Raw genomic sequence first — 24,794 nt, 5'->3', positions numbered from 1 at the left:
GCTGTTTGTGTGCGCTGTATTGCTTCGGGTTTATTTTTAAAACTGGAAGTAAATAAAAGATTTACTGGTGCCCTGGCTTAAAACGATCAATATCAGCATTAGCGACCAAACCACGCCTGTAAGCCACCAGGGCATTTTTGCTGTTGTTTTTAAAACACTGCTGTTCCGCATAAACCAATGGAAACCTAACATCAGGCTTATTACCACGCCCACCTTTATAATAGTTATGGTAGCCAGCAACGGAGGCCCGGCTGCCGGTATACGGCCCGACATGGCACTTAAAATTTGCCATGCCCCGCTAAATGTGCTCGACCTGAAGAATACCCAGGTAATGCAAACCAGTAAAAAGGTTAACAGCGCGTATAAAAATCCTGCGGATTTTTTACCGGTCAGGCTAATGCCCATTGAGGCGGTAGCAATTATAGGTGCGTTTTCGCCGCCTTCGGGTTGTGAGGATGTGCTTGCCCGGCTATCGTTAATGGCGCGTTCTATCCATAAATACAAACCATGCAAACCACCCCAGGCTACAAATGTCCAGCTGGCACCGTGCCACAGGCCGCCAACCAGCATAGTGATCATCACGTTGATATAGGTTCTGAACTTACCTTCACGGTTACCGCCCAGCGGGATGTACAAGTAATCGCGCAGCCATGCCGATAGGGTAATATGCCACCTGCGCCAAAAATCGGAAAAGCCGATGGCCGCGTAGGGGTACCAAAAGTTTTGTGGCAATATAAAGCCCAGGCACATAGCCACGCCTATGGCAGAGGTGGAGTATCCGGCAAAATCAAAAAAGATCTGCCCGGAAAATGCCAGTACGCCCGTCCAGGCATCCAATGCCCCCAAACCTCCCTGAGAGCTAAAAACGGTATCTGCCGCGCCGGATAGCAAGGTATCGGCACAAACTACCTTCATAAACAAACCAAGGGTTAGCAATAACAAGCCGTTCATTAATTGTTCTGAAGTAGCTTTTCTGGGTGTTTCAAACTGTGGTACCAACTGCGGCGGGCGTACAATAGGCCCTGCCACCAAATGCGGAAAGAAGGTAACGAATAACGAAAAATCAAGTAGTGATTTAACCGGTTCGCTCTTGCGCTTGTACATATCAATAGTATAACAAAGCGTAGTGAAAGTATAGAAGGAAATACCTGCCGGCAATATGATGTTCGGTTTGGCCGGGTGATAATCAAAGCCTACTAAATTGCTTAACTGTACAAAGTTATCAAGCAAAAAGTTACCGTACTTAAAAAAGCAAAGCATACCCAGGTTGCCAATTAAACTTACTACCAGTAAAACGCGGCGTTTATGTTTGTTAGGTTGGGTATAAAGTGCCCTTCCCACAAAAAAATCAACTACGGTTGAGAGCCAGAGCAGGAGGATGAAAGGTGGGTTCCAGGCGGCGTAAAACAGGTAGCTGGCCAGTAACAGGTTTGTCTTTTTTGCTTTCCACGATATGGGCAGGTTATGCAAAAGCAGCATAATGGCAAAAAATACAATAAAGGTATAGGAATTAAAAACCATGGTTAGTTTGGTTAAAGATGAATCAGTTTTATTAATTACTTGCGGTAAACTGCCAGCCTTTTTCTTTTTGCAGAATAGCCACTAAATTGTTGGTATACACAATGGCATCTTTAGGAGTTAAGTGCGACCATTCGGGGCAGATCAGTTTTGCCGTGCCGGGATAATCAGCGAAGTAAATTCCCTGGCAACCGGTAGTTTTCAGCAGCCTGTCCCAATATAATTTACGCGGGAAACCCATACTTTCGCCCATAAACATAGGGCCGCTTGATGGCGTACGTGTAAATATGACTTCGCCGCCACGTGCCTTTATTTTATCTACATTACTTTTTGCCGTCTGCATAATCTCATCCAGCGGTTTGCCGCTAAGGGGTGGTGTACGGTCTTTCCCCAGCATGGCCCATACACCTTTAACCTGGTTTTGCAGGTTGGTATCGGCCACAAAACTGTCGGTCATTTTATTTTGCCTGTCGAACATGGTAGGGCCAAACTGCCACGGAAAATTAAGCGGCGGAAAAACACCCGGCCTGTCCGGAATATGTAAATGATTTAGTTGGCCGTTGAGCGAAAGGTAATCGGAGTTTAAAAAGGCCAGATTACCTTCAACCGGCCTATTAAGTATAAAGCTTGCCTTTTGGGCCAGCGTTTCGCTATTGTAATAATTGATACCCTCGTTTGGCGATATGGTGAAGAAAGGAGCGGGGTTAAAATAGAGTATTTCTGTTATATCAACTATCAGCCTGCCTTTAAATTTAGGGTCGTTAGCGAGGTCGTCGAACATTGGCCTTGGGTTTGAGCCGGGCATGGCCAGTTGTATGGCGTGTGTGCCGGTAAGTTTTTCCCAGGTTGGTATATCAAGGTCGTACTTAATGCGCGATGAGCCTACAAAAACGGTAGCCTTATCTGATGGTTCGTACACCATGGCGCGTTTATCGGCCCAAAGTTCGGGGCCATCATCATAATCGGCAGCTACACCTTTTTGGCGTAGGTAAACCTCCCACGATATAAAAAAAATGAGGGTAAGGGAAACAGCCAATACAGCCGATTTCGCAGACGGAAGAATTTGCATAACCTGAAAGTTAAAGATCAAAGTGAAATTGTAGCAACAAGAATTCCGCTAAACGCTTTTCATAGTAATAGCTTTCACACTATTCAGAGGAATTGATAATACGGTATAAGTGCATCTAATATAGGTACTTATGTTTTTATATCGGTATTTTTCTCAATATTGTTATGAAAGTGTGGTATTGCCACAGCAGGCGTAAGGTAAATTGTACATGTAGATAGTAAGTTTATTTCGCGGCTGATTAAACCAAAAGCGGCGATTCAGGGTCAAAATGCCGTTATTGTACGCGTAGCAGAGGCTATTAATTGTGTTTATAAAGTGGCGCAGTTCATCACTAAGTAAAAATATATTCATATTAACATAAATTAACTTATAGGGGCTTGCTTTATAATATTTGCAACTGCAATTTGCGTAACTTTACTTAATTAAATTAAAAGTGATGAAAAGGAATATCATTATGATGGCTTGCGTACTGTTATGCGGCCTGTATAGTGGCATAGCAAAGGCTCAAACCGCTTTGGTAGCCGATCAAAATCCAAGATATTTGGTAAGCCAGGTGAAATACACCCGCATGGCCGATACCCTTAATAGCTTACACGGCACTACCGTACAAAATACCTACAAGGCTTACGACTGGTACGAAGCCAAGCTGGAACGCCGCCAGCAAAACCGGGAATGGAGACACCAGGAACGCATGAATGGTTATTATGATTATTCACCGTCATGGGGTTTATATGGCGGCAGCTATTACTCACCTTTTAGCAGCTGGGGTTACGGCAGCGGCTGGGGGCGTGGTGGCTGGGGAGGCCGCACCAGCATTGGCGTTGGTTTTGGCTGGTAACAAATAATGCAGCATTCAATCTAAAATAGTATAATTAATAACAATTCAAATGAAATTTAATAGGATTTTAACGGTTGCTGCTATAGCAGTTTCAGGGATATTTATAGCCTCATGTTCAAGACAGGTAACACGTGTTAGCACCGAGGAAACTATAGATGTAAGCGGCAACTGGAATAACAGCGATTCGCGGATGGCTGCCAACGACCTTACTACGCAAATATTAGGCGCCAACTGGATAGATACCCATACCAGCGATCACCAGGGTAAAAAGCCGGTAGTGATTGTAGGTTTTGTACAAAACAAAAGCCACGAGCATATTGAAGCCGAAACTTTCCTGGCTGATATTGAAAGCGCTTTCATCAAATCGCAAAAAGTACGTTTGGTACAAGGCGGTAAAAAACGTGAAGAGTTGCGTGCCGAAAAAGCCGATCAGCAAACCAACGCCACCGTATCAAGCATGAAAAAATTCGGCTTAGAAAATGGTGCCGATTACATTTTGCAAGGTTCAATTAACTCAATTGTTGATTCGCACAAAAAGAAAAAAGTGGTTTATTACCAGGTAAATCTTGAGCTTACCAATATCCAAACCAACGAGGTAGTTTGGATTGGCGAGAAAAAAATAGCCAAATACGTAAAAAACTAAGCCGGTAATATACATTGCCCCGAACGTGGTATTCTCACGTTCGGGGCAATATGCCTTTTATAATGATCAACATACGTACGTATATTTTCCGGGCATCATCTGTTTTCGGGCTGATGCTTTTTTTATTGGGTTGCTCAACCTATAATCAAAGTATTGCACCTTATTATAAAAGTGTTTCGGCAGGTAACTATCAGCAGGCCGAAAAAGACCTTAGCAATACCGGCGCTTTAAAAAAGTCGCGCAATAAGCTGCTTTACCTGATGGAAAAAGGCCGTATAAGCCATCTCAACGCGCAGTACGATACCAGCAACAAGTATTTTAACGAGGCCGATCAACTGCTTGACCAGGGGCTGACCAGCGTAGGCGACGACGCGGTAGGCGTATTGCTTAACCCGGCCGCGCAGAAATATAAGGGCGAGGATTTTGAGAAATTCATGATCCATTATTATAAAGCGCTCAACTACCTGTACCTTAACAAAACGGAAGATGCCATTGTAGAGGCACGCCGCATTACCTTGCAGGCACAAGCACAAGGCGATAAGTTTAACAATAAAGATTCCCGGTACTCTAACGACGCTTTTTCGCTCACCTTACAAGGCATGCTTTATGAGCGTAATAATGATATCAATAACGCCTTCATCTCATACCGTAACGCGGCGGAGGTATACCTGAAAAGTCCGGATAAAACTTATTATGGTACCACCATGCCACTGGGTTTGCAGCAGGATGTTATCCGCACGGCTAAATTAAATGGCTTTAATACGGAGGCCGATGAGTTTGAGCGTACCTTCGGGATCAAATATGAACCTGCCAAACCATCGGAAGGCGGCGAACTTATATTTTTTTGGGAGAACGGACGTGCGCCCGTTAAAACACAGGTTGATCTATTTTTTAGCCTGATCAGGAACAGTAACGGCGACCTCTTCTTTACCGATGCAGGCGGCGGAATACTGATCCCGTTTAATTATGATGGCGACAGGAGCAAGGTGAACACCAAATCGGTAGAAAGTTTGCGGGCGGCATTTCCTAAATACATTGCCCAAACACCCTATTACACCAGCGCTACACTCACCACTAATAACGAGCAAATAGCTTTTTCTAAAGCCGAAGATATTAATGAACTGGCCTTTAAAACCCTGCAACAGCGCATGCTGAACGAAATGGGTAAGATATTATCGCGCCTGGCGGTTAAAAAAATAGCCGAATACTCTATTCGTGCGGCAGCAAAAAGTAATGGCAAAACCAACGATCTGCTGGAAGGTATTGGTTACGGTATACAACTATACAGCCTGCTATCCGAAAAAGCCGATACCCGTAACTGGCAAAGCTTACCGGCATCCATCTCTTACGCCCGCATCCCGCTGCAAAAAGGGGACAACAAGATCACCATCAGCCTGAAAAATGCCCAGGGTGCAACTGAAACCCAAACCATCAATGTTGAAGGTAACGGCAGGTTGAAGTTTTATAATTACGCTACCTTAAAATAGGTAGTGTAATATTTCGCATTTAGTCATCCTCAATGCCCCGGCATTTATTTGCCAACCCCATTCTATAATTATTCATCTCCAAACCATTTACGTTATCAGGAATAGCCGCCCGGCAACCGGATTTCGTTCGCAGGTATATGATGTTATTTATCATAATGCTGATATACAGTGTTTTAATAAATAAATAACTATTGCTTAATAGTTATTGTGTCGTAATTATTCCTTAAAAAACTTCCGTATAACATAAAATACTGTCCCATTTTCGGAAAAGATTATCCCGATTTAGTAAATATTATATCGAATCAGTCGCCTATATTTGTTTTGTTTATTTAGACTGATTAAAAATAAAGAAGTCTGAAAATTACACTAAACTTTATATAGCATGAACCAAGTCCGACCAATATGATAAGGTTGCAAAATAAAAGCAACCGTACCGAATTGACAAATTAAATAATCCTCCGAAATTTTATTATGAATAAGAAACATTTACTTCTCCTTCTTTTTACGGCAGTTATCGCCATCATTACCTCTTGTACAAAAACGGTAGACTTTGAACCGCTCGCCAAAAATAACATGGTGGAGTACAAGGTATCAAACCTTACCGATACCGTTATTTATGGCGCTATCGATAACCAGCAAAATACCATTACCGTATATGTGCCATTTTATTATAACCTCAGCATTATCGACCCATTGATTAAGGTTGAAGATGGCGCTAAACTTAAAGACGAAATTTTGCCGGTTGAACTGGGTAGTACCTCCCAAACCTATACCGTAATAGGTGCCGATGGTTCACAGAAGGTTTATAAACTGATCATTATTGAGCAAAATACGCCTTCGCTTGAACTTATTTACAATGATCCATCTAACCTGGTAACTTACCCCTTAGGTACATTGCCAATTATAAGGGGCAATTTATTCAGCCGGAACCCACAAAACCTAAACGTATCGCTCGTTGCCAAAAACTCATCAAAAGTTATCCCTTTAGATAATTCAACCGCTCAAATTTTCTTAAGTATTGATGATGGACTTTACACTATGCAGTACATTAATATACCGGCCGATGCGGATACAGGTTATTTCGATGTTAACGTGAAATTTTTAGGGCACGATGTTAAGCTGGGTCAGCCTGTGCACATTATACATCGTCAACCCTATGTTACTACTCCTTCGGTTACAGTAAAACAGGGCGATAATCTTACTTATAATGCCTATCAAAGCTTATTACTCAATTTAAAATCGGTAAAGGCAACACTTGGTGGTAAAGTGTATGATTTCGCTATTGTAAGTTCTAACGCCCTGTCTGTAACCATAAAAGTACCCGACGATTTCCCGGTTGGGGTTTATACCGCTTTTGCCGACAGGCCACGAATAACATTTGAGTTTGAAGGCTGGGCTCCGCATGTTGGTACACAGGCCATGACGGTTACTGCCAAATAACAAGCATTAAGCCGCTTAGCGTACGTAAGCGATTAATATAGTTCACACGAAAAATTTACCTAAAACAAACGCCTATGAAGAAAGGATCAGCAAAAAAATAGAACAACACCAAATAACAAAGCGAGTGTACCGGTGCAATCTCGCCAATAACCGGTAAAAAGAAAGCCGGATGAGCAATAAAGTAATTCCTATTAGTAGTAGCAATTACAATAAATGTTGCCCAGCCAGCCTTCAGCTAAATAATTAATAAAATAATAAAAAATTAAGTTCAAAAACAAATACCATGAATTCAAATTTCAAAAACATAGCAAAAGCAGGATTAGCAGTTATAGCCTTATCATTTGTACTGGCGTCTTGTAAAAAAGATGCTAACGTAGCTAAATTAAACACCGTTAACGAGCAAGCCGCCGCTACAACCAATGTAACCGGTACTGTTTACGGTCACTATGGTAACCCAACTGTTTTCCCGCCAACAGGCTATGCTACGCTTTACCTTGGTTTAACCGGTACGCCAACTACCGATACCTCTTCAACAGCAGGCTCACGTGTATTAAAATTGGTAAGCTACAATAACTCATTTGCACAAGCTGTTGATACTACCAAATACAAGCTGTACTACTACTACAATACTTCAAAAACATGGTCAACATTAAAAATTACTGACTTTACAACTTCAGGTATTGCAAAAGCAAGTATTGGCCAGGCAACAACCAGCACTTCAAACGATGGCTGGTATACTTATGATGTTGCAAATCCTAATCACCCGATATTGGTAGCCGGATTTTTCATCGGCGTGGTTTCTAAAACAGGTTTATTGCCAAGCTATGCTGTTAAATTCAATTCAGTTTCAGGCGATGGCGGTCCTACTGCTAACCGCGGTATCTATGTTATTCAATACGGTACATTGAACAACTTATAATCTGCATACCATGCTCAATAGCCATCCGGGTAATATCCGGGTGGCTTCTTTCAACATCCTATAAATTACGTTTTTATATGAACAGGAATATTTTACTTTTAATAACAGTCATCATCGCACTTTTTGCATTTTCTTGTAAAAAAGAATATGTAAAAACACCTTATAACACTATTGAAAATTTTACAATTAAAGATGCCAAAGGCGATCCGCTGAAAGCCGTAATTGTAAACAACCGCGTTATTGTATATTGGCCGCCGTTACAAACCGTGCCCGATTCTATAACACCCGAGATAAGCGTATCTGCCAATGCAAGTATATCGCCCGCGTCCGGTAAAAAAATTCCTTTTAACAGCAGTGTTACCTTTACTGTAACAGCACAGGATGGCAGCACGCAACAGTTTACGCTTTCACCGGCTATTAACCAACCACCTTTGGATCTTAACTTTAGTTTAGAGCAGTATTTAGGTGGTGCATTGAATATTACCGGCGAATACATAATACCCGATACCAACGTAACCGAACTATATGTTATTAATAAAAAGGACAATAAGGCAACAAGGCTTTGGGGTTCATCGTTCAATACCTTTACAAATGCCAGCCTCTCCATTTATCCTACGCCGTTAACGCTGGATACCGGCAGTTACGATATTAAACTCATCAACGGAACGCAAACTATAACAAAAGGCCCCTTTCACGTTGGTATCCCAATTTTACGTAGTAATGAATTAGTATTTCTCGATCGCGGAAAATCATTAAAAGCAGGCGATGAGCTAAGTATAAATATACTGGACGGCCCTACATCTAAATATTATACTAATCAAATTGGTTATGCCATACTCGATATTGTTGCCGAAGACTTTTCTGACTCTCAATACCTTGTTTTACCGGTGAGCAGCCAAACGGCTACAAACGTAAAGTTTAAAATACCTGAAGATGTAATTGTTGGCTTTACAAGAACCATCTCTTTAATCAGCAAAGATGAAACGCACGGTTCAGAGCCCTGGGGTTCTGTAGAGGCCGGAGATGTTGTTCACTTTGTTAAATAATACAACCGCTATATTTTAAGTAAGATGAAATTTGGGCAAGCGAAACAGTGGATCTACCTGCTTTATCTTTGTATAACATTCGGCCTTCTTTCCTGTTCAAAAGAGCCAATGGTGAAAGGAGATGCGGATGCCATTGTTTCGCCTACCAGCGGTACCCGGTTTCAGTTTACTTTAGATTCTATTTATTTGTATGCCAAACAAATGTATTTGTGGAACGATGCGCTTCCCGATTACGCGACGTTTAATCCGCGGGTAAAATATGCAGGTGTTAATCCACAATTGCTGGCTTACGAAACAGAACTGTTTGATATAACACAACTCAAAATAAACCCGGCTAACAGCCTGCCTTTTGAAAACGCCCTTACCGCCAACGTTGCCAAATACTCATATCTGGCAAATAGAGGCTCCACACCATCCGGACTTGCTTTGGCCATTACCAATACCAACGAAGTAAGCGGAAACCCGGTAGCGGCTGTGGCCTTACTAAACGCGGGCGATGCAAAGGTGGGTTACATAGCTTTATCATCATTTCCATCGCTGGCTAATGCAAAATCATATATTGACGCTGCTTTTGCGCAGATAGCCGCAGCTAATTCTGCCGATATTATCATTGACCTGCGTAGCAACCGCGGCGGTTATATCGAAACTGCCGAATACGTGGCCAATCTGTTAATTCCGCCTGCGTTTAACGGTAAGGTGATGTATAGCGAGCTATTCAATAGCCAGATGCAGCAGGGTAAGGCTACAATATTACAGCATCAGCCATATCTTGATGCAAACGGAAAACCTGTAAACTACCAGGGCAGGCTGGCCACCATGGCCGATGTTGATTATTCGGAAGCGGGTAATACCTATATCTTCAGTAAAAAAGGCAATCTTACCAATTTAAAAAATATCTACTTCATCGTTTCGGGGCAAACGGCATCAGCAAGTGAATTGCTGATCAATTGCTTAAGGCCTTACCTCAATGTGAAACTGATTGGCAGTACAACTTACGGCAAGCCTGTTGGGTTTATCGGTATCAATATTGATGAATACACGGTTTTTATGTCGAACTTTTTGATAAAGAACGCTGCCGGCAATGCCGATTATTTTACTGGGATGCAGATTGATATTCCCATAGTGCCCGATAACCTGTATGAATTAGGCAACCCCGAAGAAACCTGCCTCAAGGCTACCATCAATTATATCAATACAGGGCAGATACCTGTCGCCGCCAATAGCAACATGAAAAAAACAACTTCGCTAACCCAGCAAGCTACCATGGTGTTGCCTATGGTTGAGCACCGTTTTAAGTTGTTGAAATGATAATCTACAATAATTAACTACGGTTTTCGTCTACACATTACAGGCTTTGGTCTACATTTTTTTACAGCGTGCCAATGTTTTATTACATAGCACGCGTAATTGAATATTTGTATGAACAGACCTGTTTTTATCGCGATTTGCCTTTGTGTACTGCTGGCAAATAACGCGATGAGCCAAAGTGATAAAGCTTTACTTCCGCCTGCGGAAACTATCATAGTAGATGGCAACCTGAAAGACTGGAGCGATAGTTTGCGGTATTTTAACGAAGAAAAAAAGTGGAATTATACCATAGCCAACGATGCCAAATTTGTATACCTCGCCATCCGTTTTAGCGACCGTACCGAGCAGCAACGGGTTTTAATGGCCGGCCTTATCTGGGGCATCAACGTTAAAGGCAAAAAGAAAGCGGCTTACACACTTACATTTCCGTCCCGCGACCCTGAGAGCGGCCCGCCTGCTATGCCGGCCGGCGAACAAACTTCCCAACCCGGCGAGCAACCCAATGAGGATACGCGTGAAGAACAACACAAAGCTTATCTCACTAAACTTCAAAAAATTAAGGTGACGGGTTTTAAGGAGATAGATTACGATTACCTCTCCATTCAAAATACTTATGGTTTTAGGGCCGCGCTTGATTATGATGCCGACGGCAATATGGTATACGAAGCTGCTATCCCTGTGAAATTTTTTGATGACGCCGATATTGCTAAAGGTACATGGGCATTTAATATCAAGATCAACGGATTTACGCGACCATCAAATGGTGAAGGTGGCCCCGGTGGTGGCGGAAGAGGTGGCATGCGAGGCGGAGGTATAGGCGGCGGTGGTCGTGGTGGAATGGGAGGTGGCGGAGGCCGCGGCGGTGGTATGGGTGGCGGTGGTGGTCGCCCGGGACGTGGAGGAGCGGGAGAGGGCAGTAGTATTGACCGTACCGCATTATCAAAGTCGGAAGATTTTTGGTCGAAGTATCAGCTGTACCAGTCAAAATCAAACTAATAAAAAACAAATGCCGCTTCATATTTGAGAGCGGCATTTGCTTTTATTAGATTTTTTCTTCTGTTCTTACAGGTGCCGGAGCAAGTGTTTCAGATACGCCGTTTTGCGAATCTTTAAACTCTTTTACGCCTTTGCCTAAACCTCTCATAAGTTCAGGTATTTTCTTTCCGCCGAATAACAGTAATACTGCTACAATAATTAAAATGATCTCTGGTGCGCCTAATCCCATGGTGATATGTTGTTAAATGAATAATCGATGCTGTAGTTACGTTTATAAAGCATAAATAGTTTTGTTTTTACTGATATATATGTTTTTATTTTTTGCAGATCAAAGAACAGTCAAAACACTCATGTTTACAGCCTGTAGTTGTTATTTTTGCAGCTATGAAGAAAGTGCTTTTTTTGATGACCATGTTGACGATCCTTTTCCCTGCTTTAGGCAAAGCGAGCGCCTATTGGATGGAAGTTAGTGGTTCGGGTAAAGTAAACGACGCGGTTACGATAAGGATTATTTATGGGCATATAGATGAGTACAGCATTCGCCATCGCGATGGTGGCAATGAATTAACCCTTGCAGGTGATTTTAAGATGAGTGTAATTGATGATAAAGGCCAGAAAGTTGACGTACCTATTTTGCGCAAGGCCGATTGCTGGGAAGGTACATTTGTGCCAAAACACAATGGTAGCTACCGCATATTGGGTATCAATGATAGCCACCCCGTTGTCGACAGATCGAAAACCGGCGGTAAAAATGTACGCCCGATTGACTACCTCTGTGCTGATTACCTGGTGGGCACAGCCGGTCCTGTTTTAAAGCCTGTTCAATTGTTGGATATTTTAACAACTGTGCAAGAGGGGATAGTAACCGTAAAAGCTTTTAACAATAATACCCCGGCATTAAACGGCACAAAACTGCGGGTGTTTAACCCTGAAAACTGGGAAAAGGAATTAACTGTTGACGAAAAGGGAGAGGCTATATTTAAAACCACTATGCCGGGCCTATACATCATCAGGCAGGATTGGGAAGAGGCTGGTGCGGGCAATTACAAAGGTATAGCATACTCAAACATCAGGCAAAGGTGCAACTATAGCCTGATGGTTAAGTGATAATTCGGACAGCTATTATTTAGCAGGTACAAGTTTCGGCTTCGCCACTGTTGATCTTCTGCGCGGCGATTTTGTCTTCGACTTCTTTTTTCTGTTCAACCATATCAGCAAGCCCGTTACCGGTAAACTGGCGGTGAATAGACACACAATAAGATAAAGCAATTTAGTAGGCCAGCCAAGCAGGCTTCCGGTATGGATAGGTAATATCATCCTGCGGATCTTGGTGCCGTTGGATAGTTTGGCGTAAGGTAATTTGCTTATGAATTTGCCCGTATGGCTGTCAAAACTTGCTGCGTCAACCTGCCTGTTCACGCTTTCTTCCAACTCTTTTTGCACTGTAACCGCTAAAGCGGGTTTTGCCGGTAAGTTAAAGGCGACAGTGCCTGTATAAGTGTAAATTTGGTTGGTTTGGTCAAGCATTCCCTGGTAAATGCCGGGCTTGGCAACCTTTAATTTTTCAAGGTTTTTAACCTTGGCTTCTTTGGGTTGCTTACCATCCGCAAGGGTATAGATCAAATCTTCGGCCCACTGATAACTCCACACGAAACCGGTGAGGGTGATCAATAATAAAAATAACGAAATATAGAAACCCGATACCGCGTGCAGATCCCAGGTTAAACGTTTACCCGATGCATCCCATTTAATTTTAAAGCGTTGTTTGATGGCTTTTTTATTGGCAGGCCACCAGATAATAATACCGCTGATCACCAAAAACAAGCAGATAGAACAAGAAATGCCGGTGATCACTTTGCCGGTTTCTTCCATCAGTAAATAACGGTGCAGGTTACGCACCTGCTGAAAAAACTCCTTTTCGTACGGGCCTTTGTATAATATAGCACCGGTGTAAGGGTTGATATAGGCTATTTTAAGCCCTTTGCCTCTTGCGCCAATGCGGGCAGTAATGCTGCGGTCGGCAGTTTCGGGTATAATGAGCCTGGCTGCTTTTTTACCCGGAAAAGCAGTGTTGGCTATCTGTACCAGGCTATCAACAGATAAACGTGTGCCGCTTACTTCAACCACCCTCGATTTTTTAAAGAAGATAGGGTCGAGCTCTTCTTCAAAAGTTAACAAAGCGCCGGTTAGCGCTACCACAATAAGGATGATACCCGATATCAACCCAAGCCATAAATGCAGCCAACCGGTAATCTTTTTAAATGCTTTCATTTGGTAATGAATTAAAAATGGGGCATTGCGTTGATATCATCAAGTTAAGCTCCTGCTATATTTACTCATCCGGTCTTAGCTTCGCTCGACCACCTTCTCTGCGCAAGTGCAAAGAAGGTTTTCTTTTTCACCCTATTTGCGAAGCAGAGAGGGGCGACCAGCGTAGCGTAGTAGGGGTGAGTTGATTAAAAACTTAATAATACCGGCATTGCGCCCCATTTATCTATTTAGAATTTTAAGCTCAGGCTACCAATAAATTGAGCCGGTGCTTGTGGTGTTAAACGTACCGACCATGCTTTTTCGTTAGTTAAGTTGTTCACCTTAAAGCTAACGCGATATTTTGGCTGATCGTAAAATAAGGTAGCATCAAACATAGTGTATGATGGTATAATTACCTTGGTTGTTTGCGTATTTAACTGGTACGATTGGCTGCCGTAGTTACCGCCAAAGCCCGCGCCCAAACCTTTAAGGTTACCGGCAGGCAAGCGGTAGCTCAACCAAAAGTTTACCATATTATCAGGTCCTGATCCATCCGGACGAAGGCCATTCACATCTGCGTTAGCATTGGTAATAACGCTGTAGTTATAAGTATAACCGGCCAAAATGTTAAAGCCGGTAAATGGGTTGGCGGTAAGGTCAACCTCAACGCCGCGGCTGGTACGTGTACCATCCTGCAATGAATAATTGGTATCGCTTATGTCGGTTCTTAATATGTCTTTTACGCGTATATCATAGTAACTCACGCTACCCGCCAAAATGTGGTTGAACAGATCGCCTTTAACACCAAACTCTAACTGGTTAGCGCGTTCTGGTTTAAAAGGTGTACCGTCTTTTGACTGACCGCTACGGTTAAAGAAACCACCCATGTAGTTACCAAAAACCGAAAAACGGTCTTTAAACACTTCGTAAACCAAGCCCAGTTTTTGTGATACTGTATTTTGGCTATACGGACCGGCAGATATACCATTGGCACCTAAGCCACCCGCGGTTTGGCCGGTATTAACGTTATATACACCCAAATACTGGTAACGATCAACACGTAAACTTGCCATGGCCAGTAAGTTATCGGTAATGTTAAATACATCCGACACGTAGATGGCGTAAGTATTATCGCGGTTCTTTTCTTTACGTAAAGTACCGCCGTTGGTAGCAATAGAGTCGATACGGAAACGGGTTACCCTGTAGTTGGTAGGTGGGTTAAGGAAACTGATAGCAGGCAGGTTAACGGTAACGCGGTCAAAATCATTATAATTATTGTAATAATCTAAACCGGCAACCAGGCGGTTCCTGAACTGGCCGATCTTGAAATCACCAATAAAGTTCTGTTGAACATCGGTAGCTATAAAGTTGGTATTACCCACTATTATCTGTGGTTGCAGGGTGCTGTTTGCACGTCCGTTTAATGCAGTTATGTAACCGTTAATGGTTGAGCGAGCCCTTGAAACCACGGTTTGTGATGTCCAATGTTCTGATATTTTATAGTTCATTTGCGCAAATATGTTCATCATTTGCGTTGAGTAAGTTAAATCGTTACCCAAAAAGGTTTTGTTGTAAGGGAAGCCAATATCAACAATTGACTGCGTTAAGCCGCTCCCGGTGAATGGGTTAAAGCGAACTACCGAAGTTCCTTTTTCTTGTCCGAATTCAAACTCAAGTAATAACGAAAGGCGGTCTGTTATCTGGTAAGAAAAGCTTGGTGCAATAGTCAGGTTGTTAGTATAACCTTGATCCTGAAAAGTTTTTTGATGTGTATTAGCAGCGTTTAACCTGAACAAAGCAGTCCTATCGGCATTTACAGGTGAGTTTACATCAAGTGTAAGGCGATTAAGGTTCCAGCTGCCTGCGCTAAAGCCAACTTCACCGCCAAAATCATTATAAGGTTTTTTGGTAACACGGTTGTATAAACCACCGTAGCTGCTGGAGATACTTGTACCGAACAGGGTAGTAGACGGGCCTTTGATGGCTTCGATACGCTCCAGATTTACCGGATCAATGGAAGAGAACGCGGCACCGGCCACACCATTACGCGCGTTTGGCTCAGTTTCAAAACCACGGGAACGGAAGGTTACTCGGCCCTGGTTAGCGATCATCGGGATACCGGCACCGGGTACACTTTTAGAGATGCTTCCCAAATCCAAAGCTACCTGCTCTTGTATCAACTCTTTTGATACGCTGTTATAAACCTGTGGGTTTTCCAAGTTTTTTAAAGGAAGCCTGGCTATGTAAACGCTTTCTTTTTTAAAGAATTTGTTTTTATTGCCCGGTATGGTCACCTCCTGCAAGGCGGTAACGTTCTCTTTCGGCAACTGGTAATCAACAATGGCCTGCTGACCAGCAATCACCGTAACCGGCAAATCTTTTTGAGCGGCACCAAGCACTTGTATTTTGATGGTATAGTTACCGGGTGTTATATTTTTAAAAGTATACTGACCTTGTTCGTCAGTTAGTGTTGTTTTGGCCAGTTCAACAAGGGTTACAGCACCCGATGCCAGTGGCTGCCCGTCAACCATGGTTAATTTACCGGAGATATTACCGGTTGTTGTTTGGGCGTTTGAATTGAAGGAGAAGACTGACAATAACGCCAGTAAAATTGCAAATAGGGGTTTCATCAAATAAATATATGAGTAAGTGTACAGTTAACACTTGCAAATATATAGCATTGTTTATAATTGGTCTAATTAAAATGAAAACTTAACATAGCCCGGGAAATTATACGCGGGTTCGTTTAATGTATTGATAACCCAGTAGATACAGGCATGGTATTCCCAATATAAAGCCACCTAATACATCGGTAAACCAATGCGCGCCAAGGTATATGCGCGATGCAGGTATAGAAAAGATAAGGAAAATACATACTGCGGCTATACTTAATCTTAACGGCTTCGCGATAGATTTTAGCTCGAACATTAACACGGTAATGAAACCGAAAAAGACCACATAAAAAAGCACGTGCCCGCTCGGAAAGCTTTGCTGGCTGCTTTTGCCCATTATAATTACCAATGTATCTGATGGGCGTGGTCTGTTAACAAGCCATTTAATAATAGTGCTGAGCAAGCCTGATAATAAGGTTAATAACACAAACAAAGCCTCTTTTTTATACCGGAAAAGGTAAAACAGCAATGCCGTAACAAATACTATAATGGGAGAGGCCGGTACAGTGCCGGGCCAGCTTATCGCTTTCATAATAGTATCCAGTAACGGATTACGATGTTCCTGTATCTCTTCTGAAAACTTAATATCGATAAACGTAGTGGGTAGTAATACTACAAAAGCGGTAATCAACAAAAAACCGACAATCAAGCCAATCATTACATACAATAATATTTTCTTTTTGCGGGCAGTTGGTTCCATTAACAGTAATTAAGATGGTAATATAAGGTACTTACACTTGTTTTAAAGTATTGTTTACAAAAGCGGGCAAACTAATATATATGTTTGCCCGCTTTTGTAAACTCAGTTTATGTTAAAAGATTAATTCTGCTGTTTAAATATCATCAGCTTAAAAGTACCGGGAACTACATTGTGGGTACCCTTTTCAAATTCGGCAACGGTGAAATAAATTTTATGGGTTTTTGTATCAAGTGCCATTGTTTTAGCCCTTTCTTGTGTTTTAAGGGTTTGTACAACGCTGTACTCATCTGCCGATTTTTGTTTGATAATAGTTGTTGTGCCATCACCGTTTGAGCAAAAGATCAGTCGCGTAGCCGCATCATAGGTAACGGCATCTACACCTTCGCCAATAGGCAGGGTGGCTATTACTTTACCGGTGCTGATATTGAGCACGCTCATGCCTTTGTTTTCTCTGCAAACAGTAAATAAACGTTGGTTTTTGCTGTCTAAAGCCAAACCTGTAGGCCCGCCGCAAGGTGCTAATGGAATATTTTTGATAACCTTCAGTGTTTTGCTGTCAATAACGTCAAGACTGCTTTTATCTTCAAGGTTATTATATATTTTCCCTTTGCCATCGGCTACTGCAAATTCAGGAGCGCCGCTTAACTTAACGGTACCAACTTGTTTTAAGGTTGCGGGGTTAATTACCGAAGCATTGCTGGTTTCGCCGTTAAATGTGAAGATTCGGTCGGAATAGCTATCGTACATAATGGCATCGCAGCCTTCGGCACCGGTAAGGGGTATTGATTTTATCTTTTTAAAAGATACGAGATCGAACACTACCACGGCATTGGCTTTGCTGTCGCTGATAAAACCTTTGTTCGCTTTATTATCAATAGCTATACCGTGTATACCTTGCAAATCAGCAATAACGCCTACCGGTTTTTCGGTATCAAGATTAACAATGTTTACCGAGTTGCCATGTGAAATAAAAAGGTTACGGCGAACCTGGTCTATTGAAAGGTAATCGTATTTGCCGTCGCCCGGCAACGCGATGGTATTATGCGGAACATAATTTTGAGCTTTAAGGCATAAAGGCGCCAGGCTGAACATAGCCCGTATAGCAAACCCTAAGATATTTTTTTTCATGTTGTTTTTTTGCGAAAGTTGATCAATAATTCTGTAGAGATTATGGATTTATCAGGCTGTTATCACCGGCGAATTATTTTTATCCTGCTTGTAAAAGATCCTGATCATACTCGGCAACACAATCAGCAGCAGGGGCAAAGCGATCAGGAAGCCCCCGATAACGGCTATGGCCAATGGCTGGTGTAATTGAGCGCCCGCGCCAATACCCAGGGCAAGCGGCATCAGTGCTATAATAGCGCCCAACGCCGTCATGAGTTTAGGCCTTAAACGGGTAGATATGGAGTAGATGATAGCCTCGTCGATAGTTTTATCCCTTGCGCTTTCCCTGAATTGCAGGAAGGTAAAAATGGCGTTCTCACCAATAATACCTACTATCATGATAAGCCCGGTATAACTGCCCACGTTCAATGGCGTGTTGGTTAAATACAATGCTAAAAAGCTGCCCGATATACCCAAAACCGCCATCACCAATATCAAAAACGCAATCCTGAACTCTTTAAACAAGAACAAGATAACCCCAAATACCAGTAAACAAGAGGTGACAAGGATGATCAGCAACTCTTTAAATGACTGTTGCTGCTCGGCATAAGCGCCGCCGTATTCCACGTGGTAACCATTAGGCAGGTTAACATGGGCTGCTATGTTTTTTTGAATGGCAGGTATAACCGTACCCAAATCGCTGTTATCCAACCGGGCGGTAATAACACCCATTGATTGCAGATCCTGCCGTTCTATCTCGGCATCACCTTCTTTAATATCTACCGTGGCCAGCTGACTAATAGGCACCAGTTTGCCATTGGCCAAAAAGATATTCAGGTTTTTAATGGCCGCGATGTTTAACGATCTGTTGCCGGGATATACCATGCGGATGGGCGATAGTTGCTGCGATTCGTATAGGTTGCCTACAATATTGCCATCTAACGCGGTTTGTTCCTGAAATTGCAGCGCGGCAGGGGTAATATTATATTGAGCCAGCCTGGTATAATCGGGCACAATGTTAACGGAAGGACCGGCGATGATAATACCGTCGAACACATCGGCCGTACCTTTTACGGCGGTTGTTTGCTCGGCTATTTGCCTCGACAGGTTTTGCAGCACATGCTGATCATTCCCGAATACCTTTATCTCGATAGGTTGCGTAGAGCTCATGAGGTCGCCCAGCATATCGGTGATCACCTGGCCAAAATCAACCCTAAGAGCAGGTTGTGTGCGTTCAATTTCGGCACGTAAGTCGCTGGTTACTTCTTCGGTTGTTTTTTGATGGCCTTTTTTAAGCTGTATCAGGTAATCGCCGGTATTGGGTTCGGTAATAAAAAATCCCATTTGTGTACCTGTACGGCGCGAATATGCCGCCACATCGGGGTGTTTGATGATGATCTTTTCCGCCTCACGCAGCATTCGGTCGGTTTCTTCGAGCGAGGTTCCCGGCGGCGAGGTATAATCCAATACGATACTGCCTTCATCCATATCCGGCAGGAAACCGGTTTGCAGGTTGGATGGCACCAGCACGATCACCGCTACCAAACCTGCTATAATGAGGATGCTCAATATTGGCCTCATAATGAAGAATGATACCCAGCCTTGCCTTTTTACCTCGTGTACTTCTTCTTTTTTGGTTGATGAATGCCCCAATTGGTTACGGGTAAGCAACAAATAAATAACCGGCAAGCCTATCCAGGTAACAAAAAATGAACATACGAGGGTAATGATCATGGTATTGGTCATCACTTTAAAGTAAGCGCCCGCCACGCCCGTCATCAGCAAAAAGGGTAAGAAAATAACGATAGTACTTACCGATGAACCCAGCATAGCCGGGAACAAATAGTCGATGGCTTTTTTCAATAGCCTGCTGGTAGGTTGCTCGGGGTGCTCTTCGTGGGTGCGGTGTATCTGTTCTACCACCACAATGGCATCATCAATAATGAGTCCGATAGCGGCGGCTATGGCACCAAGCGTCATGATGTTAAAGGTATAGCCTATTACATACAACACTATGAGGGTAAGCCCAAGGGTTACCGGGATAGTAATGAGGATGGTAGCACTCGCTTTTAACGACCGCAGGAATATGATAGCTACCACAATGGCCAGCAGTAAACCTATCCAAACGCTGTCGGTAACGCTTTTAACCGAATCGTTTACAAAATCGGCCTGAACATAGTATGGTTTAATGGTAACATCTTTAGGGAGTATTTTTTGCAGCGCGCTTACCTTTGTCGCCATATCTGTTGATAGGGAAATGAGGTTGGCATTGGGCTGTTTGATTACGGCTATCAATACACCATCGTGGCCGTTAGCGTTTATCTTGGTGTATTCAATGCCTTCGCTTACCTGTATGGTGGCAATATCCTTTAATTGAATTACCCGCTTGCTGTTATTGCTGATCACCATATTCTCCAGCTGATCTTTAGCGCTTACCGTAGCATCGGTTACGGTGAGGTACAGCATCTTATAATCGGAAAGGTAACCTTCGGATTTAATGAAATTGGTTTGCGATAGCGCAGCGCTGATCATATCGGGCGTAAGTGAGAGCGCTGTCATCTTATCCTGTTTCAATACCAGCCAGTATTCTTTATTCTTCCCACCAATTACCCTGATCTCGGAAACTCCCGCCACTTGCGACAGGAATGGCTTTACCGTAAATGTAGCCAGCTGTTTCAACTCAATAGGGGAGCGTTCGTGGCTTTCTAAGGTATAACCGCTTACAGGCAGTATGGAGGGGTTCATTTTCTCTACCGATACGTTTACGTCGGGAGGCAGCGTGTTCTGTATTTTGGCTATCTGCGATTCTATTTGTTGTTTGCTCAGATCTATATCGGCATTCCAATCCATATAGGCCGAAATTTCGGCACTGCCCCGGCTGGTTGTGCTACGTACGAGTTGCAGGTTGGGCACTTGTTTTACCGCGTTTTCCAAAGGCTTGGTAACGGTAATCATCATGGTGTTTACCGGTTGCAGCCCTGCATCGGCAATGATCTTGATCTTAGGGAAAGTGATCTCGGGGAAAAGCGAGGTTTGCAGTTTGGTATAGGCGAAAATACCGCCCGTTATCAACAGTGCTAAAACCAGCAACAGTGGTTTACGATAGAAAATGAAGAAGTTCTCCGTTTTTTCTATATGTGTATTGGCTGATTTCTCCATTATTTAATGATCTTAACTTTGGCGGTATCTGCCAGTCCGTAATTCCCGGTAATGATGATCTTATCGCCCGGTGAAAAAACCGGTGACAGGATCTCAATTTTGTCGGTAGTTTCAATCCCTTTTTTTACAGGTATTTTTACAGCGGTGGTATCGTTAATGAGTTTCATTACCCAAAAATCGGTTTGGGTTTCGTTGGCAAGTACCGCGCTTTTGGGCAGTGAAGCCGCATTGGTTTTATTAGTTTTTACAATGCGAGCCCTGGCAACCAGGTTTTCGGGTATTATTTTGCTGCCGGTAGTTCTTATCACTACGCCCTGTGTTTGCGAAAGGCTGTCTACAGCGGGCATAAATGAACTTACCTTGCCTGTAACCTGTTCGCCGCCCGGCAGGGTTAACGCTACATCCTGACTTATTGCTAAATAATTGCGGTACTCGTAAGGCAGCTGCATTACAAAAACGAAGCTCGCCCTGTCGCTGATAACGGCCAGTTGCTCGCCGTCCTGCACGTAATCGCCGGTTTGGTGGTTTAGCTGGGTAATATAGCCATGCTCGGCCGCGCGGATGCGGCTTACTCCTGAGAATTTAAAAGTGGTATCGAGCACGTTGATGGTATTGCCGATGCTTTGCGCCTCCTTGGTTTTAATAACAAACAGCAACTGGCCTTGCCCTACGTATTGCCCCGGCTGAATGTTCACTTTTTGCAGGTAACCTATAGCAGTGGCTTTAACATAACTTTTTTGTAAGAAGGTAGCGGTAGCGTTAAGGTCGATATAATCGGTAAGCGAGCTGTTATCTACTGAGGTAACTTTTACCGGTGTTTCGGTTTCCGTTTCGGCGGTGGCATCGGCAGGGGGCGTGCTTTGGCAGGCCGAAAACAACAATACAGCCAATATAAAAAAGCCCATTTGGCTAATGTGCGCCTTTGCGCGTAGGTTTAGTTTCATACTATTTGTTCCAGTAGTTTAACTGATTGATGAGTTGAAGGCGGCTAACGCTTGTTTGCGTAAGCAGGTTTTTTACCGAGTAATAGTTATTAACGGCCAGTATCAGATCGGCAATTTTAACATCGCCGGTTTGCAGTAATTGGGTATCAACCTTTATCAGGCTTTCCGAATATTTTGTTTGCGCGTTTATTTCGTTGATCAGCTTTTCTGTTTCACTGATCTGCTGGTTCAGTTGGTTGATCTGCTGGCGGTATTGGGTATTAAAAAAGGCTTTATAAGTTTGCCTGGTTTCTTCTTCCAGCTTTATTCTTTTGTATTGCAGTTTGCGCTGTCCACCATCATAAATAGGCATGGTGATGGTAAAACCAACACTGGCACCAAAATTTTTATACGGCTGTACCAAAAAATCGGAATTATAACCGCCATCGGCAAAGATGTTTGCCTGCGGCCTGTAGCTATAGTTAAGCAGGCTGTTATTGGTAGCAAGCCGCAAGCTATCCAGCTGGTATTGCTTAAAGAAGATACTGTTGTGCACCTGTGCCGAAGTCGCCCTTTGTAAGGATGGATCGCTTAGTTCAACCGCTGAAGTATCTGCAATACCGGCAATATAATTAAGTGTGGCAAAATCATTTTTGTACTGTAGCTGCGCCTGTAATAATTGCAATTGCTGTTGTTTTAAAGTAACCAAAAAAGCCAGATACTCGCTTTGCTTGTATACATTACTGCGGGTAAGCTTCTTAAGCAACAACTCCTCACCGGATAGAAGTTTAACAATTTCAATGTTAAATTTAACCTGTTGCAGGCTGCCGTAAGCGGTAATGTACTGGCCTATAACGGTACGCTTTAAATCCTGCGCGCTTAGTTTACCGGCATTTATCAATGAATCGCGCTGTAGGGTAATGGCCATTACTTGCGCGTTCATGTAGCCCTTGCTCACCAATTGCTTATTTACACCCAGCAAAGCATTAAATGTTTGCTTGTTGGTAATGGCCTCGGCATAGCCATAGCCTTTTATTACAGGGGCATAGTAACCGGCGGTGTTTAAATTTACCTGCGGACGGTAGCTGGCGCGTAAACCAAGGCTATCCAGCTTACTGCTTGCCACCTGGTTATTAAGGTCTTTTAAAAGCGGACTGTTGCTTACCGCTTGCTCCAGGTAATAATCAAGCGTTTTGGTTTGGGCGCGCAATTGGCTGTTGCTAAGTATAAAGACTAACAAAACGGGGAGCCATTTCATCGTTGATCGGTTAAGTTTCATCTAAGCTATCTAATATTTTTTATATGGTGGATGAACGATGTTTATTGTTCCCATTTACTTTTGATCTTACGCAACTGTTTCTGTTTCAAAGGTTCCAGAACCTGCTGTCCGTACTTGCTAAAATAATGGTGTTTGCTCAAAAAATCGATATTCAGTTTATCCCATTCCTCGTCGGTATATGTTTTGTTGAGGTATATTGCCCATTCTTTACGTAACCTCTCGCTATAGGATGGATAATTATCGCTGGCGAGGTGGGCCATATCGGCATCACAAATAATTTCTTCTATTCTTGAAAACGGATTTTGCGGTAAACGGGTAGCTGTAATGAGGTATTCTATTTTTTGAATGTAATCGGCAGGGCAGTCCCGTGTTTTTAAAAAATCAACTGCTATATCAATACTTTTTACTTCGTGGTTTATATAGGTATAACAATAACCGCTGTCATGAAACCACGCGGCAATTTCCAGCATTTGCAGTTGCTCATCAATAATAATGCTTTGTTCACCAATAAAAAGCACCTGCTCAACCACCTCTTCAGTATGTCGCTTTTGATGGAAGGTAAGCTCCTTTGGCAAGGCCCTGTCAAAAAGACCATTTACAAAAAAGGATACGTCCTGAATAATATCTGGTGACATCATACACAATCTTTTTACAGGCCAAATTCGGGGTCAATTCTGTAGGGAATTTGGAGGAGGCTATTATTTAAAGGGTATGGACTTATGGTATATCCATTATTAGTTACCATAAAACCTGAAAAATGGGGAGTGTTGCAACAATGTGTTGCCATACTCCCCATTTTTTAATTAGTGCTTATTTTTTAATTTGTTGATTATCAGTGTTTTGAATATTATGACCCATTTGGCATGGTTGTGTATTATACTGTATCAAATAACAAATAATAATATATACATCTAATATGAAAAAGATCATTTTATCAGCAGCATTTGTAGCTGCATTAGGAAGCGTTTCAATTGTTAAAGCACAAACTACACCTTCTACCACGACCCCTGCAACTACCACTCCTGCACCAGGTACAACTACTTCACCGGCTACCACACCAGGTACCCCGGCAACAACAGATCAGTCAACCACTGCGCCTGCTACAACAGCACCGGCTACTACAACTACTGCGCCTGCCACTACTACTGAATCAGTAGCTACTGCACAGGAAGTTTCTAAAACAGAGGTTAAATTAACTGATTTGCCTGAAGCAGTTACCAAAACTTTAAAAAGCGCCCCGGTTAGCGAGTGGACTCCAACCGATGCTTCTTTGGTAAAAACATCTGCCGGCGAATTTTACCTGGTTAACCTTAAAAAAGGTACCGATGCAAGATTTGTTCGTTTAGATAAAGACGGCAGACCGGTTAAATAAACAACCAGCGTTTCAATAATAAGCAAGAAAGCCGGGTTTTTTACCCGGCTTTCGCTATTTTTGCCGTT

21 protein-coding genes are annotated in these 24,794 nt (G+C 42.9%); 10 read left to right on the top strand and 11 right to left on the bottom strand.

Annotation, left to right across the window (positions count from 1 at the left end; translation table 11 throughout):
• Positions 1-36 precede the first annotated feature (36 nt).
• Entirely contained in the window at positions 37-1,521 is a 1,485-nt protein-coding gene (locus tag AC07NA_RS03800) for an MBOAT family O-acyltransferase (protein ID WP_494895798.1), read from the bottom strand.
• Between the two features lie 31 nt (positions 1,522-1,552).
• A complete protein-coding gene (locus tag AC07NA_RS03795; protein WP_494895796.1) occupies positions 1,553-2,587 on the bottom strand; it encodes a hypothetical protein in 1,035 nt (344 codons plus the stop codon).
• 436 nt (positions 2,588-3,023) lie between these two features.
• On the opposite strand from AC07NA_RS03795, the gene AC07NA_RS03790 reads away from it, so the two are divergent.
• The 8 genes from AC07NA_RS03790 (at position 3,024) to AC07NA_RS03755 (ending at position 11,264) form a co-directional block, all read left to right on the top strand.
• Complete coding sequence (locus tag AC07NA_RS03790) at positions 3,024-3,425, top strand: hypothetical protein (RefSeq protein WP_494895794.1); 402 nt, start codon at positions 3,024-3,026, stop codon at positions 3,423-3,425.
• Between the two features lie 49 nt (positions 3,426-3,474).
• On the top strand, positions 3,475-4,068 hold the full coding sequence (locus AC07NA_RS03785) for a penicillin-binding protein activator LpoB (protein WP_345209409.1): 594 nt from the start codon (positions 3,475-3,477) through the stop codon (positions 4,066-4,068).
• Positions 4,069-4,130: 62 nt separating this feature from the next.
• A complete protein-coding gene (locus tag AC07NA_RS03780) occupies positions 4,131-5,555 on the top strand; it encodes a COG3014 family protein (protein ID WP_494895792.1) in 1,425 nt (474 codons plus the stop codon).
• A gap of 471 nt (positions 5,556-6,026) precedes the next feature.
• Positions 6,027-6,995: a hypothetical protein gene (locus AC07NA_RS03775; RefSeq protein WP_494895790.1), complete on the top strand. Its 969-nt coding sequence runs from the start codon at positions 6,027-6,029 to the stop codon at positions 6,993-6,995.
• A gap of 283 nt (positions 6,996-7,278) precedes the next feature.
• Positions 7,279-7,914, top strand: a complete 636-nt coding sequence (locus tag AC07NA_RS03770; protein ID WP_345209406.1) for a hypothetical protein — start codon at positions 7,279-7,281, stop codon at positions 7,912-7,914.
• A 77-nt stretch (positions 7,915-7,991) separates the two neighbouring features.
• Positions 7,992-8,960 carry an SGBP N-terminal domain-containing protein gene (locus AC07NA_RS03765; protein WP_494895788.1) on the top strand — a complete coding sequence of 323 codons (969 nt, stop codon included), beginning with the start codon at positions 7,992-7,994 and terminating at the stop codon, positions 8,958-8,960.
• A gap of 24 nt (positions 8,961-8,984) precedes the next feature.
• Positions 8,985-10,268 (top strand): S41 family peptidase, encoded by a 1,284-nt coding sequence (locus AC07NA_RS03760; RefSeq protein WP_494895786.1) that lies wholly within the window; start codon positions 8,985-8,987, stop codon positions 10,266-10,268.
• A 111-nt stretch (positions 10,269-10,379) separates the two neighbouring features.
• Positions 10,380-11,264 carry a hypothetical protein gene (locus tag AC07NA_RS03755; protein ID WP_494895785.1) on the top strand — a complete coding sequence of 295 codons (885 nt, stop codon included), beginning with the start codon at positions 10,380-10,382 and terminating at the stop codon, positions 11,262-11,264.
• 46 nt (positions 11,265-11,310) lie between these two features.
• Here AC07NA_RS03755 and AC07NA_RS03750 read toward each other — a convergent pair whose 3' ends face one another.
• Positions 11,311-11,493 (bottom strand): Sec-independent protein translocase subunit TatA/TatB, encoded by a 183-nt coding sequence (locus AC07NA_RS03750; protein ID WP_345209402.1) that lies wholly within the window; start codon positions 11,491-11,493, stop codon positions 11,311-11,313.
• 155 nt (positions 11,494-11,648) lie between these two features.
• On the opposite strand from AC07NA_RS03750, the gene AC07NA_RS03745 reads away from it, so the two are divergent.
• Positions 11,649-12,371 (top strand): hypothetical protein, encoded by a 723-nt coding sequence (locus AC07NA_RS03745; protein WP_494895784.1) that lies wholly within the window; start codon positions 11,649-11,651, stop codon positions 12,369-12,371.
• A gap of 15 nt (positions 12,372-12,386) precedes the next feature.
• Here AC07NA_RS03745 and AC07NA_RS03740 read toward each other — a convergent pair whose 3' ends face one another.
• The 8 genes from AC07NA_RS03740 to AC07NA_RS03705 form a co-directional block, all read right to left on the bottom strand.
• Positions 12,387-13,535: a PepSY-associated TM helix domain-containing protein gene (locus tag AC07NA_RS03740; RefSeq protein ID WP_494895783.1), complete on the bottom strand. Its 1,149-nt coding sequence runs from the start codon at positions 13,533-13,535 to the stop codon at positions 12,387-12,389.
• A 227-nt stretch (positions 13,536-13,762) separates the two neighbouring features.
• On the bottom strand, positions 13,763-16,144 hold the full coding sequence (locus tag AC07NA_RS03735) for a TonB-dependent receptor domain-containing protein (RefSeq protein ID WP_494895781.1): 2,382 nt from the start codon (positions 16,142-16,144) through the stop codon (positions 13,763-13,765).
• Positions 16,145-16,244: 100 nt separating this feature from the next.
• The gene (locus AC07NA_RS03730; protein WP_494895780.1) at positions 16,245-16,886 is read right to left on the bottom strand and encodes a phosphatase PAP2 family protein; all 642 of its coding nucleotides are present in this window, start codon (positions 16,884-16,886) and stop codon (positions 16,245-16,247) included.
• A gap of 120 nt (positions 16,887-17,006) precedes the next feature.
• On the bottom strand, positions 17,007-18,014 hold the full coding sequence (locus tag AC07NA_RS03725; RefSeq protein WP_494895779.1) for a YncE family protein: 1,008 nt from the start codon (positions 18,012-18,014) through the stop codon (positions 17,007-17,009).
• A gap of 51 nt (positions 18,015-18,065) precedes the next feature.
• Complete coding sequence (locus AC07NA_RS03720; protein ID WP_494895777.1) at positions 18,066-21,152, bottom strand: efflux RND transporter permease subunit; 3,087 nt, start codon at positions 21,150-21,152, stop codon at positions 18,066-18,068.
• Complete coding sequence (locus AC07NA_RS03715; protein ID WP_494895775.1) at positions 21,152-22,096, bottom strand: efflux RND transporter periplasmic adaptor subunit; 945 nt, start codon at positions 22,094-22,096, stop codon at positions 21,152-21,154. The genes AC07NA_RS03720 and AC07NA_RS03715 overlap by 1 nt, the downstream gene beginning before the upstream one ends.
• A 1-nt stretch (position 22,097) precedes the next feature.
• Entirely contained in the window at positions 22,098-23,333 is a 1,236-nt protein-coding gene (locus AC07NA_RS03710; protein WP_494895773.1) for a TolC family protein, read from the bottom strand.
• 62 nt (positions 23,334-23,395) lie between these two features.
• On the bottom strand, positions 23,396-23,992 hold the full coding sequence (locus AC07NA_RS03705; protein ID WP_494895771.1) for an HD domain-containing protein: 597 nt from the start codon (positions 23,990-23,992) through the stop codon (positions 23,396-23,398).
• Between the two features lie 278 nt (positions 23,993-24,270).
• Here AC07NA_RS03705 and AC07NA_RS03700 point away from each other — a divergent pair, with 278 nt between their 5' ends.
• On the top strand, positions 24,271-24,726 hold the full coding sequence (locus AC07NA_RS03700) for a hypothetical protein (protein ID WP_345209392.1): 456 nt from the start codon (positions 24,271-24,273) through the stop codon (positions 24,724-24,726).
• Positions 24,727-24,794 lie beyond the last annotated feature (68 nt).

Source organism: Mucilaginibacter sp. GW821-FHT07G05, from assembly GCF_059418565.1.
Note: the sequence above shows the minus strand (reverse complement) of the source record. Positions and strands in the feature narration are given on the sequence as shown.

Coding starts and splice junctions, on each gene's coding strand:
- AC07NA_RS03700 (WP_345209392.1), top strand. CDS start 24,271: ATGAAAAAGATCATTTTATCAGCAGCATTTGTAGCTGCATTAGGAAGC.
- AC07NA_RS03755 (WP_494895785.1), top strand. CDS start 10,380: ATGAACAGACCTGTTTTTATCGCGATTTGCCTTTGTGTACTGCTGGCA.
- AC07NA_RS03710 (WP_494895773.1), bottom strand. CDS start 23,333: ATGAAATGGCTCCCCGTTTTGTTAGTCTTTATACTTAGCAACAGCCAA.
- AC07NA_RS03715 (WP_494895775.1), bottom strand. CDS start 22,096: ATGAAACTAAACCTACGCGCAAAGGCGCACATTAGCCAAATGGGCTTT.
- AC07NA_RS03740 (WP_494895783.1), bottom strand. CDS start 13,535: ATGAAAGCATTTAAAAAGATTACCGGTTGGCTGCATTTATGGCTTGGG.
- AC07NA_RS03765 (WP_494895788.1), top strand. CDS start 7,992: ATGAACAGGAATATTTTACTTTTAATAACAGTCATCATCGCACTTTTT.
- AC07NA_RS03800 (WP_494895798.1), bottom strand. CDS start 1,521: ATGGTTTTTAATTCCTATACCTTTATTGTATTTTTTGCCATTATGCTG.
- AC07NA_RS03780 (WP_494895792.1), top strand. CDS start 4,131: ATGATCAACATACGTACGTATATTTTCCGGGCATCATCTGTTTTCGGG.
- AC07NA_RS03725 (WP_494895779.1), bottom strand. CDS start 18,014: ATGAAAAAAAATATCTTAGGGTTTGCTATACGGGCTATGTTCAGCCTG.
- AC07NA_RS03745 (WP_494895784.1), top strand. CDS start 11,649: ATGAAGAAAGTGCTTTTTTTGATGACCATGTTGACGATCCTTTTCCCT.
- AC07NA_RS03785 (WP_345209409.1), top strand. CDS start 3,475: ATGAAATTTAATAGGATTTTAACGGTTGCTGCTATAGCAGTTTCAGGG.
- AC07NA_RS03760 (WP_494895786.1), top strand. CDS start 8,985: ATGAAATTTGGGCAAGCGAAACAGTGGATCTACCTGCTTTATCTTTGT.
- AC07NA_RS03720 (WP_494895777.1), bottom strand. CDS start 21,152: ATGGAGAAATCAGCCAATACACATATAGAAAAAACGGAGAACTTCTTC.
- AC07NA_RS03790 (WP_494895794.1), top strand. CDS start 3,024: ATGAAAAGGAATATCATTATGATGGCTTGCGTACTGTTATGCGGCCTG.
- AC07NA_RS03730 (WP_494895780.1), bottom strand. CDS start 16,886: ATGGAACCAACTGCCCGCAAAAAGAAAATATTATTGTATGTAATGATT.
- AC07NA_RS03795 (WP_494895796.1), bottom strand. CDS start 2,587: ATGCAAATTCTTCCGTCTGCGAAATCGGCTGTATTGGCTGTTTCCCTT.
- AC07NA_RS03750 (WP_345209402.1), bottom strand. CDS start 11,493: ATGGGATTAGGCGCACCAGAGATCATTTTAATTATTGTAGCAGTATTA.
- AC07NA_RS03735 (WP_494895781.1), bottom strand. CDS start 16,144: ATGAAACCCCTATTTGCAATTTTACTGGCGTTATTGTCAGTCTTCTCC.
- AC07NA_RS03770 (WP_345209406.1), top strand. CDS start 7,279: ATGAATTCAAATTTCAAAAACATAGCAAAAGCAGGATTAGCAGTTATA.
- AC07NA_RS03705 (WP_494895771.1), bottom strand. CDS start 23,992: ATGATGTCACCAGATATTATTCAGGACGTATCCTTTTTTGTAAATGGT.
- AC07NA_RS03775 (WP_494895790.1), top strand. CDS start 6,027: ATGAATAAGAAACATTTACTTCTCCTTCTTTTTACGGCAGTTATCGCC.